The 14,535-nt window shown below is 62.2% G+C and carries 12 protein-coding genes; 3 read left to right on the top strand and 9 right to left on the bottom strand.

Annotated elements, in window-relative coordinates; all coding sequences use genetic code 11:
• Positions 1–295 precede the first annotated feature (295 nt).
• Positions 296–904, top strand: coding sequence for a helix-turn-helix domain-containing protein (locus tag AC26AR_RS06425; protein ID WP_176502569.1), 609 nt, complete (start codon positions 296–298; stop codon positions 902–904).
• 95 nt (positions 905–999) lie between these two features.
• Here the strand turns inward: AC26AR_RS06425 and AC26AR_RS06420 are convergent, their stop codons facing one another.
• A complete protein-coding gene (locus AC26AR_RS06420) occupies positions 1,000–1,380 on the bottom strand; it encodes an RcnB family protein (RefSeq protein ID WP_176502570.1) in 381 nt (126 codons plus the stop codon).
• 754 nt (positions 1,381–2,134) lie between these two features.
• Here AC26AR_RS06420 and AC26AR_RS06415 point away from each other — a divergent pair.
• Complete coding sequence (locus AC26AR_RS06415) at positions 2,135–3,895, top strand: purine-cytosine permease family protein (protein ID WP_404626935.1); 1,761 nt, start codon at positions 2,135–2,137, stop codon at positions 3,893–3,895.
• A gap of 139 nt (positions 3,896–4,034) precedes the next feature.
• The gene (locus AC26AR_RS06410; protein ID WP_284727486.1) at positions 4,035–5,516 is read left to right on the top strand and encodes a mannitol dehydrogenase family protein; all 1,482 of its coding nucleotides are present in this window, start codon (positions 4,035–4,037) and stop codon (positions 5,514–5,516) included.
• Positions 5,517–5,633: 117 nt separating this feature from the next.
• On the opposite strand, the gene AC26AR_RS06405 is transcribed toward AC26AR_RS06410, so the two are convergent.
• The 8 genes from AC26AR_RS06405 to AC26AR_RS06370 form a co-directional block, all read right to left on the bottom strand.
• The gene (locus AC26AR_RS06405) at positions 5,634–6,530 is read right to left on the bottom strand and encodes an EamA family transporter (RefSeq protein WP_284727485.1); all 897 of its coding nucleotides are present in this window, start codon (positions 6,528–6,530) and stop codon (positions 5,634–5,636) included.
• 347 nt (positions 6,531–6,877) lie between these two features.
• Positions 6,878–7,696: a phosphonoacetaldehyde hydrolase gene (gene phnX / locus AC26AR_RS06400; RefSeq protein WP_284727484.1), complete on the bottom strand. Its 819-nt coding sequence runs from the start codon at positions 7,694–7,696 to the stop codon at positions 6,878–6,880.
• A gap of 13 nt (positions 7,697–7,709) precedes the next feature.
• Positions 7,710–8,849: a 2-aminoethylphosphonate--pyruvate transaminase gene (locus tag AC26AR_RS06395; RefSeq protein ID WP_284727483.1), complete on the bottom strand. Its 1,140-nt coding sequence runs from the start codon at positions 8,847–8,849 to the stop codon at positions 7,710–7,712.
• A 48-nt stretch (positions 8,850–8,897) separates the two neighbouring features.
• Positions 8,898–10,586 carry a putative 2-aminoethylphosphonate ABC transporter permease subunit gene (locus AC26AR_RS06390; protein ID WP_404627001.1) on the bottom strand — a complete coding sequence of 563 codons (1,689 nt, stop codon included), beginning with the start codon at positions 10,584–10,586 and terminating at the stop codon, positions 8,898–8,900.
• On the bottom strand, positions 10,586–11,809 hold the full coding sequence (locus AC26AR_RS06385) for a putative 2-aminoethylphosphonate ABC transporter ATP-binding protein (protein ID WP_488107764.1): 1,224 nt from the start codon (positions 11,807–11,809) through the stop codon (positions 10,586–10,588). Before AC26AR_RS06385 ends, AC26AR_RS06390 begins: the two co-directional genes overlap by 1 nt.
• Before the next feature lie 62 nt (positions 11,810–11,871).
• Positions 11,872–12,903: a putative 2-aminoethylphosphonate ABC transporter substrate-binding protein gene (locus tag AC26AR_RS06380; protein ID WP_488107763.1), complete on the bottom strand. Its 1,032-nt coding sequence runs from the start codon at positions 12,901–12,903 to the stop codon at positions 11,872–11,874.
• A gap of 145 nt (positions 12,904–13,048) precedes the next feature.
• Entirely contained in the window at positions 13,049–13,762 is a 714-nt protein-coding gene (locus AC26AR_RS06375) for a UTRA domain-containing protein (RefSeq protein ID WP_153635505.1), read from the bottom strand.
• Positions 13,763–14,096: 334 nt separating this feature from the next.
• The gene (locus AC26AR_RS06370) at positions 14,097–14,459 is read right to left on the bottom strand and encodes a putative quinol monooxygenase (protein WP_488107762.1); all 363 of its coding nucleotides are present in this window, start codon (positions 14,457–14,459) and stop codon (positions 14,097–14,099) included.
• Positions 14,460–14,535 lie beyond the last annotated feature (76 nt).

The following is a 14,535-nucleotide window of genomic DNA, read 5'->3' as shown; positions in this document are numbered from 1 at the left end:
TCGCTGGAAGACCTCCACCGGGCGCGACATGACGTCTACGAAGGCGAGCAGATCCACCACCAGCAATTTCACTTCAGGAACCAGAGTTGCATATACGCAACATTGCGTCAAATGTGAATATTGGCTCGACATTTTGCACGAGGAAGCTCTAAATGAACCCTATCAAGACCTACGAGCACGCCGCTTCCCCATGACTCGGCACGCGGTGGCAAGCGCTTTTCAGCCGACAGGCGCTGCGCACTGACAACGCTCAGGGACCCGACAATTGCAGACGATCACGATGGAGCACGCTGACATGACATCTCACCAGGAAACGCCGATCGCTCTGAAGCATAGAGAACGCAAGGCAGGCGCCATTGGTGACAACCTCAAGGCGCTACGCAAGGAGAAGGGACTGACCATCGCGGCCGTGGCCAGCGCGTCAGGAATCTCGGCGGCCAGCGTGTCGAGAATCGAGAATGGACGTATCTCACCGACCTTCGAGGCGATCGTGAATCTCGCCAAGGGCCTGAAGGTGGATGTCAGCGAGCTGTTCTATCACACGGAAGACACGTCATTTCGGGGGTGGCTCGCCCTGACGCGAGCGCAGGAGGGAGACGTCATCGAGACGCCCAACTACCGGTATCGGCCGCTTTGCAACAATGTGGCGTCCAAGGAGTACATGGTATTGGAGACCACGGTGCTCAATCGCAGTCTCGAGGAATTCGGCGGCCTGCAGAAACACTCCGGCCAGGAACAGATCATCGTGACCAGCGGCGAGGTGACCGTCTGGACCGAGCTTTACGACCCCATCCATCTCAAGGTCGGCGATAGCCTGGCCTTCGACAGCACCCTCGGACACGCCATCACTTACAACGGCGACACCCCGGCGACCATGACCTGGGTATGCAGCGCCTACGCCTGAAGCCACTGCCGGCAAACGGCGCATGCAAAAAGGGCCTCATGAGAGGCCCTTTTCTTGAAGCTGGCTTGAGCAGCCGAGAACAACGATCCGAGTGATCAGCGATTGAGAATGATGGCAGTGATCGCGCCACCCGCCACAGCTGCCAGCACATAACGCCCATCGATGTTCAACCACCGATGTCCGCGCGGCGGCTTGGACAGGTGACGGTGATGCCAGTCCTTTACCCAATAACGCTGATCGGAATAATAGTGACGCGGCAGGTGGTCGCCACGACGCCAATGATGATCACGGCGCGCCTCGTGGCGGCGTTCTTGATGCTTGTGATGTTTCTTGTAGTGCTTCTTGTGATGGTGCTTGTCGTGATGACCATGTCCATGTCCATGGCCATGACCACGATCATGCGGCCCGGCCTGCGCCAGGGGAGCGCCCATCAGGGAAACGATCATCATCAGAATGGTCAGTGTGCGTGTTCGCATGGCTGGCCTCCTCGCAGTGCCCCGCCGCCCTGTCGGCGCCGGGTGTCAATAAGGGCATTTCCTGATTAGGAAACAGTGTTGCATAACCTTATCGACATCCCGAGGAGGCCGCAAGATGTCTCAATTTTCCCGATCTTTGTCGTTATTTTGTGCATATTACGTCGCCTGGTGACGAAGTTGATGTCGCTTCTACCCAACACCCTGCTGCCTTGCACCATCTCTCTCGGTGAGCGGTCACGGTACCGCCATGCCTGTCTTGCGCACTTCGCTCGCTCCTCCATTGCCTCCCCCATTGCCTCCTCAGTGCCCGAGTACCTGCCAGAAAATCGATAGCGAGTCATGCACCACATTGGTTCACCCAAACCATGCTCGACTCGATCTCTCATCACCTTCTCTATAGGCAGGTTTCGCCAGGACACCAGGTTTCCATCGCCGGACAGAGCGTGAGAACGGAAAAATCCACTTTGCTGAATCGTGTCATTGACACCGACATTTCCCCGTAACCCCACGTTTCATGCGGCCTTCAGCCCCAACGAGACCAGAATCTCCGAGATCACCCGAGGACATAGCCCAAAGTTCAAGCACGCGGGCTTTGCGTTTTGATGACCATTCATCGATCATTTGCACCACACCTGAGTCATTTGATCGATAAAAGACGATCTACCCCTGTCATCGCCGATAGGAACGCCAAGGCGGCTGCGTGACACCTCGGGTAGGAGCAGCAAGACAAGCCGTAAAAAAACAGGAGCCAATCATGGCCAGTACTGCGCCAGATTTGGATCGGCAGATCGCCCATATGGACGACGAGCTACTGCCGGTACCACGTCACAAACTGCACCGGTGGCCGCACTTTGCCGGTCTCTATGCCGCCGAGCACGTTGCCGCGACCGAGTTCGTCATCGGTGCCACCTTCGTGGCACTCGGTGCCGGTATCTGGGATATCCTGCTGGGCCTGCTGATCGGTAATGGCCTCGCAGTGCTCAGCTTCTGGTTGATCACGACGCCAATCGCGATCGAGACCCGTCTGAGCCTCTTCACCTATCTTCACCGTATTGCCGGTGATTCGATGTCACGGCTCTACAACTGGGCCAACGTGATCATATTCACCGCCATCTCGGCGGCCATGATCACCGTTTCCGCCACGGCGGTCAGGCTGCTGTTCGACATTCCGGCCCAGACCCAGTCCTACCCCACCAGCTTCGAGTTCATCCTGCTGGCACTGGCCGTTGCCGCCATCGTGGTACTGGTTGCCGTCTATGGCTTCAATGCCCTGACCGAATTCGCCAGCATCTGTGCTCCCTGGCTGATGTTGATGTTCACCGTCGGCGGTATGGTGCTGCTGCCGGAACTGACCGAATCCGTCACCGGCGAGACCACTCTTGACAGCTTCGCCACCTTGATCGAAGTCGGTGGCAGTACGGTATTCACCGGAGTCAACTCGCAAGGTGAAGCCGGAATCGGCATCTGGGAAGTCATCGGCTTCGCCTGGGCGGCCAACACCTTCTCTCACTTCGGTCTGATCGACATGGCGCTGCTGCGCTATGCCAAGCGCATGCGCTCCGGCCTTGCGACCAGCACCGGCATGATGTTCGGCCACTATATCGCCTGGATCTCCGCCGGCCTGATGGGCGCGGCCACCGCAGCCGTCGCGGGTATCAGCATCGATGTACTGGAACCGGGCGAAGTGGCGTTGCACGCCCTTGGCGCCGCTGGCTTCGTGATCGTGGTCGTCGCAGGCTGGACCACCGCCAACGCCAACCTGTACCGCGCAGGCCTTGCCGCCCAGTCGGCGATGCCGAACCTGTCGCGCAACAAGGCGACGCTGGCCGTGGGTATCTGCGTTGCCGTGCTCAGCTGCTTCCCGTTCGTCTATCGCAGCATGCTGCCGCTGCTGACCTATGCGGGTCTGGTGCTGGTGCCGGTCGGCGGGATCATCTTCGCTGAGCATCACCTGTTCCCGAAACTCGGCTTCAGCCGTTACTGGGCGCGCTACAAGGGCGTGAAGCACAACACGCCGGCACTGGCGACCTGGGCGCTGTCACTGATCTTCGGCTTTGGCCTCGAGATGGTCGACGTGATCCCGTTCTACTACCTGTTCCTGCCGACCTGGTTCGTCTCCATCATCCTCTACACCCTGATGGCCAGATCTGCCGGTGCTGCCGCCTCCTACCCGAAAGCCGAAGCGGCCGAGCGGGAATTCCAGGAGCGTGTCGAAGCCCTGCACGCCAAGCAGGCCGAGACCACCAACCATGCACCGGTCAAGGACACTTCGGGTTTGACCAAGGCCATCAGGGCCGTCTGGATGGTGCTGGGCCTGGCGGTGCCGATGGTCCTCGCACTGCGCGTGCTATTCGGTAGCCCGGACCTGGCCAGCTACGAAGCGAATCGTGAGATGTTCTATGACGTGACCATCTGGTCGACGATCATCTACTTCATCTTCGCGTACTGGGAGCTGCAGCGCAGCAAGGCGCTGTTCAACAAGCAGTCCCCGAAGCAAGCGGCCACCGCTAGCTGAGTCGGCAGGGGCTCGCCCCCTGCCATGCCAGCGGCGAAGGAAGCCTGAATCACACGGTTACCTTCGCCGCTGGCCGTTACGACCTACCCTTTCTTTACCCATCTCGACTCGACCGCGACACGCGGCAGGAGACCTCCCCATGACCCGTCTCTCCAATGCCAGTCTGACTCAGCTGGACGCCAAGGTAGCCACTCCGAACTATGACCGCACTGCGGTCAGCGCCGGTATCGTCCACTTCGGCGTGGGCGGTTTCCATCGTGCGCACCAGGCCATGTACCTCGACGAGCTGATGAATCAGGGCAAGGCGCTGGACTGGGGCATCGTCGGCGTCGGCGTGATGCCGGGCGACCGCCGCATGCAGGAAGCCCTGGCCTCGCAGGACCACCTCTACACCGTGGTACTCAAGCACCCCGACGGCAACTATGAGCCGCGCGTGGTGGGGTCCATCATCGATTACCGCTTTGCCCCGGACTCCCCGGATGCCGTCATCGAGCTGATGGCCGACCCGGCAATCCGCATCGTCTCGCTGACCGTCACCGAAGGTGGCTACAACTTCCACCCGGTCACCGGCGAATTCAATCTCGAGAACGCCGACGTCCAGCACGACGTGGCCAACCCGGGGGAAGCCAAGACCAGCTTCGGCCTGATCACCGAAGCCCTGGCACGTCGTCGCGAGCGTGGCGTCGCCCCGTTCACCGTGATGTCCTGTGACAACGTCGAAGGTAACGGCAACGTCGCTCACAAGATGTTCACTGCCTACGCGCGTGCACGTGATGCAGAACTGGCGGCATGGATCGAAGCCGAAGTGCCCTTCCCCAACTCCATGGTCGACCGCATCACGCCGGTGACCACGCCGGCTGACATCGAAGAACTGTCCTCACGTTTCGGCGTGGAAGATGCCTGGCCGGTGGTCTGCGAGCCCTTCACCCAGTGGGTGCTGGAAGACCACTTCGCCAATGGCCGTCCGGCCTTTGAAGATGCCGGCGTGCAGCCGGTGGAAGATGTCGAGCCCTATGAGCTGATGAAGCTGCGTCTGCTCAACGCTGGTCACCAGGCGCTGTGCTACTTCGGCTATCTGGCCGGCTATCGCTACGCCCATGAAGCCTGCAACGACCCGCTGATTGTCGACTTCCTGCTCGGCTACATGAACGAGGAAGCTCGCCCGACGCTGGCCCAGCTGCCGGGTATCGATCTCGACGCCCATTGCCGCACGCTGATCGAGCGTTTCGCCAACCCGGAAGTCAAGGACACCCTCGCCCGCCTGTGCGCCGAGACCTCCGACCGCATTCCGAAGTTCCTGATCCCGGTGGCACACGCACAGCTCAAGACCGACGGCGAACTGCGTCGTACCGCAGCCGTCGTGGCCAGCTGGGCACGTTATGCAGAAGGCGTGGATGAGCAAGGCGAGACCATCGACGTGGTCGATCCGCTGAAGGACGAGCTGATGGAGCGTGCCAGCCGTCAGCGCGAAGAGCCGACTGCCTTCCTGGACAACCGTGAACTGTTCGGTGATCTGGTCGACCAGCCGCGCTTCCGCGACGCCTACCTGGCAGCGCTGAAGAGCCTGCACGACAACGGCGCGCGCGCCACGCTGAAAATGCTGGTGGCAGACGCCAAGTAAGCATGGCGGTGCAGGGGCTCACGACAACGTGATGCCCCGCCAGCACCCGCAGAAAGACAAAAGCGAGACAGGCAGCCGCCTGTCTCGCTTTTTTTGTGCCTCACGCCACCCCTTTCCTCACACCAGCGCAACGGTCCACAACCCCGCCAGCATGATGACGATGCCGATCCACTTGGCGATGGCCGCTCGCTCGCGCAACCAGAGCACCCCGAGCATCACGCCCAGCGGGATCGACAGTTGACGCATCGCAACGACGAGGCTGACCTCCGCCGTCAGCGTCATGGCAACCAGCACTAGTCCGTAAGTCGCCATCACCATCACGCCGGTCAGCACCATGCTGCCCCGCTCTCCCTGCCATAGCGCAGGCAGACGGCGACGCTCTGCCGGCAGCAACATCACCAGCAGCGCGCCCCAGGCGACGGTCATGATGGCCTGCAACACCAGAAAGACAGCACCCGCCGAGGTGGGCGAGTAGCCGACACTCACCATGATATCCAGTGCCTGCTTGTCGATCAGCGAATAGCCGGTGGTGCCGACTGCTGCCAGCAGCGCGAACCCCAGTGCCGGGGTCAGGTAGGTCGAGGGGCGCAGGCCCTGCGGACTGCTCAAGGGCAGCACCAACGCGCCGAGCACGATCAGCCCCATGCCGACCAGATCCAACGTCGTAAGTGCCTGACTGCCCAGCAGACTCAGCGACACCAGCGGCACCAGCACCACCGGCAAGGCCCGCGCGACGGGATACAGCACACTGACCTCGCCGCGCGCATAGGCCCAGGCAAGTCCGCCCATGTAGAGCACCTGACAGAGTCCGGTGGCCACCAGCCAGCCCCAGAATTCAACGGGCAGCACGGCAAACGACGGCCCCAGTCCCAGCAGCGGCGCAAAGATCAGCGCACCACTGGCCATGGCCAGCATGAAGAAGGCCAGCGACGGCGCTCGCCCCTTGCCGAGCAGATTCCAGCCCGCGTGCAGACAGACCGAGATCAGGATGAGTCCCAGCGCCAGTGGGCTCAAGAGGCACTCACGGCAATCGTGTGGGCTTGAACTTGAGCTTGAACATGAGATTGGGCCTGAACATGAAATTGGGCTTGAGAGTGAGCTTGCCCGTGCATGGAGATGGGCATGCGGACAGACATGTGGAGATTAGGGGCTTTCAGGGCAACCAGGCGGCAATCGCCAATGAGCATATGTCCTTACCTTTTGCGAGAAGACGCCAGCCTCAAGGCCTTGTGCAAGGACCCGAGGCTGGCGCCTGAAGGGGTGGAGTGAAGTGGTGGGGTGAAATGGTAGATCAAGGTGGGCGAGCGAGGTGACAGGCAGTGCAGCGTCAGGCCTGGCGTCGCCGCCCCGTCACCAAGCTGTCAGGGGCGCTCGCCGCGCGCCAGCCGCGCCTCGATCTCGCTGATCACCTCGGGCAGCTGCGCGATGGTGTCGATCATGAAGTGCGGCCCGGACGGTGCGAACTGGGCTTCGATGGCGCTGCGCCTTTCGTTGAGCTCTGCCTCTGACAGGGCCATGAACGCTGCGTGATCCAGGCCCATGGCGTTGCCGGAGCAGGTCAGCGCGACCGTCCACATGCCGGCACTGCGACCTTCCAGCAGCCCCGGCGCAGTGTCATCCACCTTCACGCAGGCCGCCACGTCAGTGATGCCCAGCGCGATGACATTGGCCAGAGACTGCGCCGGAGAGGGCCGCCCCTTGGGCACCTCATCGGTGGCCACGACATGGTCCACCACCAGCCCATTGCCCTTGCCCCGTGCGACCACCTGCTCGAGCACCTCGCGGGGGTAGCCGGAGCAGGAGCCGATCTTGATGCCCTTGTCGCGCAACCCGTTGATGACCTCCAGCGCGCCGGGAATCAGTGCGGAGTGCGCCCCGATCTTGTCGATCTGCAGCGGCATGAAGCGCTCATAAAGCGCCGTGACATCGGCATCACTTGGGGCGTGGCCACAGGCCTCCTCGAAACGGGCCGCGATCGCAGGGACATCACACAGGGTGCGGATGTGTTCCCATTTGCCCATGCCCATCGGGCCGCGCGCCTCTTCCAGACTGATGGCCACGCCGATTTCCGCAAAGGCCTCGACGAAGATCTGGGTCGGCGCGAAGGAGCCAAAATCTACCAGGGTGCCGGCCCAATCGAAGATGGCAGCCTGCAGACGATCCGGGGTGTGATATTGCATGTCAGTTCTCCAGTCAGTTGAGTGCGACAGCGTCAGCGCACGGACGGGCATCGTCGACACCCAGGGTGGCCAACGCGTCATCCACGGCGGCCAGAAGTTGATCCATCACGCGGACATCCAGCTGCCCGATGCTGCCGATGCGAAAGCTCTCCACCTCGGTGAGCTTGCCCGGGTAGATGATGAAGCCACGTGCCTTGAGCTCGGCGTAGAAACGTGAAAAGTCGAAGTCGGAGTGTGCCGGGCTCAGGAAGGTGGTGATGATCGGCGACAGCCAGGCATCGTCGAGCAGGGTCGTGAAGCCGCGCTGACGCATGCCTGCCACCAGTCGCTGCATGTTGGCGCGATACCGGGCGTGGCGGCCCGCGATGCCGCCCTCCTCGGCGTGTTCCTTAAGCGCCTGGTGGAACGCCGCCACTACGTGAGTCGGCGGGGTATAACGCCATTGCCCGGTACGCTTGAGGTACTGCCATTGATCGTGCAGGTCCAGCGACAGCGAGTGACTACGTCCCTGTGCCGCCTGCAGCGCATCACGCCGAGCGATCACGAAGCCGAACCCCGGCACCCCTTCGAAGCATTTGTTGGCCGAGGAGATCAGCGCCAGAAACGGGGTACGTTGCGCATCGATCTCCAGCGCCCCGAAGCCACTCATCGAATCGAGGATCAGCTCACGACCATGTGCTGCCACCACCTCGGCGATGGCCGCCACCGGATTGAGCATCCCGGAGCTTGTCTCGCAGTGAATCATGGCGACATGACCGATCTCGGGACTTGCCGCGAGTCTGTCGGCCACGGCCCTGGCACACGGCGCCTCGGCATCGCCCCACGCCAGTACGTCGCAGTCGCGCCCCATGCGGGTCAGTAGACTGACCAGCCGCTTGCCATAGGCGCCATTGACCAGCACCAGCGTCGTACTCGTCGGCTCGATCAGACTGCCCAGCGCCGCCTCGACCGCGAAGGTACCGCTGCCCTGCATCGGCACGCACTCATGGTGCTCACTGGCATTGGCACAGCGGAGCAACTGCTGGCAGATCTCGGCGGTCTTGGTGTTGAAGTCCTGATCCCATGAGCCCCAGTCCTTCATCATGGCGGCCTTGACGCTCGCACTGGTGGTCAAGGGCCCGGGAGTCAGCAGGTACGGTTGTTGAATACTCATTGGTATATACCAGTTAATTTGCACAAAAAAAAGACGACCAACGGCGTATCAGGTCGCCTGTCGCCAGCGTTGGGCACGGGTCAACAGCAGATGACTGACCACCGCATGCAGCAGCTTGACGCCCAGACAGGTGAAAAAGATCAGCACTGCCATGGCGGCCGCGCTGGCGAAGTGCCCGGCTTCGTCGAGATGCATCACCGCGATGGAGGCCAGTCGGGTATCGCTGTTGTAGAGAAATACCACCGCCGAGACGGTCGTCATCGCGTTCATGAACAGATAGGCCGAGATATCCAGCACTGACGGCAGGGACACCGGCAAGGTGATGCGGCAGAGGGTCTTCCAGAACGGTACCTTGAGTGAGGCACCGACCGCCTCGAATTCCGGATCAAGCTGCTTGAGCGCAGTCACCGAGGTCAGGTGGCAGACGGTATAGAAATGCACCAGGGTGTTGAGCACCAGAATCGCGAAGGTGCCGTAGATCCAGTTCAGCGGGTTGTCGGCCTTGTTGAAGTAGAAGATGTAGGACAGACCCAACACCATGCCCGGCACGGCCATCGGCATCATCGCCATGAAGTGCAGCCCCTGGCGCAGCGGACGATAACCCTGACTCTTCTCGGTCAGCCAGGCATTGAAGAAGATGACCAGCGTGCCGATCAAGGTGACCCAGAAGGCCAGCGTCAGCGAGTTGAGCCACGCGTCCCAGCCACCGCCCGCCAGCGCCTTGAAGGCGTAGTGATCCAGGGTCAGGCTCAGGTTGTAGGGCCAGAACTGCACGAGCGAGGCATAGATGGCGGTGGCGATCACGGCCAGAATCGCGGCGGCCACGCCGTAGCAGAGCAGCGCGAAGACCCAGTCACGCAGCGGGCTTGGCGTCGGCTGCCAGGGAACGGCGCGCGCCGAGAGCTGCGCGACCTGACGGCGCTGGATCCAGCGGTCCACCGCGAAGGACAGCAAGGCCGGCAACAGCAGGATGACGCTGACCACCGCGCCCATCTGGAAGTTCTGCTGCCCCACCACCTGACGATAGACATCGGTGGCCAGCACACTGAACTGCCCGCCGATGATCTTCGGCACGCCGAAATCGGTGATCGCCAGTGTGAAGGCCACGAAGGCACAGGAGATGATGCCGTAGCGCGCCCCCGGCAAGGTGATGGTCAGAAAGCTGCGCCATTTGGGCGTTCCCAGCGCATCCGCGGCTTCATAGAGACGGGCATCGCTGTTACTGAGCGCCGTCATCATGATCATCAGCGCATGCGGGAAGATCCAGAAGGTCATGCCCATCACGATGCCGATGGGGCCGTAGATGCTCTCCCCCAGCAACGCTTCCTTGAACCAGCCCTGATTGCCGAACAGATACACCAGACTGATGGCTGGCAGCAGTGACGGTGCCAGTAGCGGCAGGATGGACAGCATGCGGAAGACGCGCTTGCCCGGCATGCAGGTGCGGGTGATGCCGTACGCGCACAGGAACGCCAGACTCACCACCGTCAGGGTACTGATCAGCGCGATGCTGACGGAATTGATGATCGAGCCGACCAGCGCCGGCGTCTGCACATAGCGCGCGAAGTTGGCCAGGCCGACGAAGTCGCCGCTGCGGTCCTGCACGCTCTTGATCAGCATGGTGGCCAGCGGCAACAGCAGCCCGATGACCAGCAGCGCCAGGGCCAGCAGCAACATCAACAGACGCAAGCCGGACTCGCCTGACAGCCTTCCCGACAAGGGCAATGCACGCGCCATCATGCCTGCGCCTCCACCAGCGGGTACAGGCGGATCGCCTCGGACGGCAGACGCACACCCACCCGGGCACCGACCCGCACGCCCAGTGACTCACTGTCCTTGAGCGCCACATCCGCCGACAGTGTCTGCCCACAGCCCTCAAGCGTCAGAGTGATACGCAGGAAGGCGCCGAGAAACTCGACGTGCTCCACCTGCGCCGGCAGCCCCTCACCCACTGCGCACAGCGAGACGGCTTCCGGGCGAATGGCCAGACGCGCCTGATCCAGCCCCTCAAGATCATGCGCCGCGCATTCCAGACGCTGCTGACCCAGACGCAGAGTACTGGCGTTCTCGGGACAGCATTGCAGGAAGTTCATGCTGCCGATGAATTCGGCCACGAAGGCGCTCGCCGGCTGACGATAGATCTCGGCGGGGGTGCCGATCTGCTCGATCACACCATGGTTCATCACCACGATGCGGTCCGCCATGGCCAGGGCCTCTTCCTGGTCGTGGGTCACCATGATGGTGGTGACGCCCAGCCGAGCCTGCAGCGCCTTGATCTGACTGCGCAGATGCAGGCGTACGCGCGCATCCAGTGCTGAAAGCGGCTCATCGAGCAACAGCAGCCCCGGCTCGGTCGCCAGTGCCCGCGCCAGTGCCACGCGTTGCTGCTGGCCCCCGGACAGGGCCGCCGGATACTTGCCTTCACTGCCGGCCAGGTCCACTAGGGTGAGCAGCTCCGTCACGCGCCGGCGCATCGCGTCACGCGCATCGCGCCGATTGCGTAGCCCATAGGCCACGTTGTCGAACACCGTGAGATTGGGGAACAGCGCATAGGACTGGAGGACGATGCCGAAGTCGCGCGCCTGCGGCGGCAGCCGCGAGATGTCCTGGCCGCGCTGGTGGATGGTGCCTTCGCTCTGCGGCGCAAGCCCGGCGATGGCGCGCAGCAAGGTGGTCTTGCCACAGCCGGAGGGGCCGAGGAAGCACACGAACTCGCCTTCGCGGATCGCGAGGTCGATCTCGCTCAGGGCCGTGAACTGGCCATAGCGCTTGGTGAGGCCGCTGATCTTGAGGTGGATGCTATCTGACGACGCAGAACGCGAGATGGGTGCCTGAGGCGCTGCGTCACCCGCAGGTGCCCGGGCTGCAGGGCCGGAGGCCGCGCGAGGCGAGGCGCCGGCAGTCGCTGGCAGCGCTTGACGCGAGGCGTGATGACGCGGGGGTGCGGTCACAAGAGACATGCGAGAAACTCCCGGCCCCGGCGCAAGGCGCCGGGGCAATGACGAAGGTGGCTGGGCGTGACTTACTGACTGTCGGACTTGCCGTCGTAACGGCGCTGCCATTCGGCGAGCACTGCATCCCGCTGGTTGGCCGCCTTGGCAAAGTCAGCCTCGATCATCATCTCGGTGATATTGGCCGGATAATGCTCGATCGGCTTGGCCACCCCCGGATAGGCCACGACCGCATAGCCTTCGTTGTAGAGTTCATTGGCCGGCTTGGACACTGCCCAATCCATCAGTGTCTGCGCCGCCTCACGCTTGTCGGTGCCCTTCATGATCGCCGCGGCTTCCATGTCCCAGCCCAGCCCTTCCTCGGGGAAGACCAGGTCCACCGGTGCGCCCTGTGCCTTGAGGCGCGCGCCTCGGAAGGCGAAGGACACACCGACCACGGCCTCGCCGGAACCGGCCAGGTTGCAGGGCGCGGAGCCTGAGTGGGTGTAGCGGGCGATATTGTCGTGCAGGCGGTCCATGTACTCCCAGCCGCCCTCGTCACCCCACAGCTGCAACCAGCTGGCGACATCCAGATAGCCGGTACCGGAAGAACTCGGGTTGGGCATGATCACGTGGCCCTTGAACTCGGGACGCGTGAGGTCTTCCCAAGACGTCGGCTTGGGCACTCCCAGTCGCTCACCTTCGACGGTGTTGTAGCAGAGCGAGGCGACCCAGGCGTCCATTCCGACCCAGGACGGGTCCTGGCTATCACGGTAGGCGGGGTCGACGAACTTGGTATCCAGCGCCTCGACTCCCTTGGGGGCATAACGCGACAGCATGCCTTCCTTCTCGAGCACCAGCAGGCTGGTCGCGGCCAGGCCCCACACCACATCCGCCTGCGGGTTGTCCTTCTCGGCCAGCAATCGTGCGGTGATCACGCCCGTGGAGTCGCGTACCCATTTGATGTCGATATCCGGATGCGCCTGCTGGAAGCGCTCGGCATATTTCTGCAGATCATCGGACTCCACCGCGGTATAGACGGTGAGCTCGGTGGCCGCCTGGGCATTGAGGGAAACGACTAGACCAACGGCACTGGCCAGCAAGGAACGGGTCAAGAAGGACATCGGGACTCTCCAACGCTTGGAATGAATGGCTCTCGCCATCTGGTATATACCAAGAGTATGGGCGGGCCGAATGACACCCCCGTGACAGTCAGTTGAAGGCCCAGTGAAACAGTGTTACCTCATATAGTGTCCCTGTAGCGCGGGTTCAGGGCTTGTTCTTGAGCGTGACGGTGATGCACAGCGCATTGTGCAGCCAGCGCTCTTCGTCATAGCCGATGGGACGATGCTGCTCATCGAAGGTAGCGCGACGTACGGTCAGACCGGGACTACCCATGGCGACCCCCAGCTCCCGGGCGGCCTGCTCCCCCAGCGACTCGGAGTAGAAGCGCAGCTCACGGTGGGCCAGCGTCAGGCCATAGCGCCCGCGCAGCTCCGCCCACAGTGACACCCCGAACTGGCCCTCCTCGAGCAGTCCCGGGGCACGCTCCGGCACCACCCACATCGACTCGCTGAGCACGGCGCGCTCATCCACGAAACGCCGGCGGCGAATATGATAGAGCGGTGTCTGGGCCGCCAGGCCCAGCGCTTGCGCAGCCGGTGGGTAGGCCTGAACATCGGTCAGCAGCACTTCCGTCCGTGGCCGCCGCCCCTGCGCCGTCACATAGTCATTGAAGCCGGAGTCACGCGTGGGGTCGTAATCCAGCCGCGGCGGCGACACGAACCACCCACGCCGATTGCTGCGATGAATGCGCCCTTCTCCCTCCAGCTGCCCCAACGCCTGACGCAACGTCACGCGCGTGGTATCGAAGCGCTCGGCCAGCACGCGTTCCGAGGGCAATCGCCCATCTTCAAAGGCATCAGGGTCCTTCAGCTGTTCGCGCAGGCGATCGGTAAGGTGGAGGTAATACGCATCACTCATGACGAGGGGTCCTGACCAAAGATGATGGGGTTGCCACTACCGGGTAATAACACGGCGCCGCTTGCCCCGCCGGCGAAGAAAATGCCCGGGACTCTGCGCCGCCAAACGGCTGGACGCTCCAGAAACTATCACATTCGCGTGACTCGCACTGGCCTGCCAGCTTACATGCCGCTGGCGCTGCAGGATTTGATGACAGCTGCCTGGTTGATCTCACAAGCGTGGATGGCGGTGGGATGGCACGCTGATGTTCAAAGGGGGGTGAACGCACAATGCGCAGCCTCTAAGGGCTGCGCATTCAATGGGCAAACAGGAAACGAATGACCGGCGGGATAACTCAGAACTCGCTGACGATATTCAGGTACTGCTTCATATCCCCGACCATGGCCTGCTCCAACAGCTTGCCTGTCTCGATGGCATAGGGCTGCTGGAAGTGAATGTCCCACAGGTCTGACTCCGTGCGCCAATGCTCGTATATCACCAGCGTGTCGTCCTGCCCGTCGATGGTATACAGATCAAACACGAGATTGCCCGGCTCCTCACTGCGCGTCTTCGCCACATGCGTGGTGAATTGCTGCAGCAATCGAGCGCGATATTCTTCCTTGATCTTGAAGATAAAGAAGATACTGAATACCTCATCTTCCGGCTGCACGTGCCTGGGGTTCGCATTATGCAATGGCGCCGGGTCAGTATCGTTCAAGGGCATCACCTCGAATGGCGATGCCAACGCCGTTAAATACAAGTCATGCCGAGTAATATTATTTATATAACAAGTC

This window comes from Cobetia sp. PS-4MA (assembly GCF_057670765.1).
Note: the sequence above shows the minus strand (reverse complement) of the source record. Positions and strands in the feature narration are given on the sequence as shown.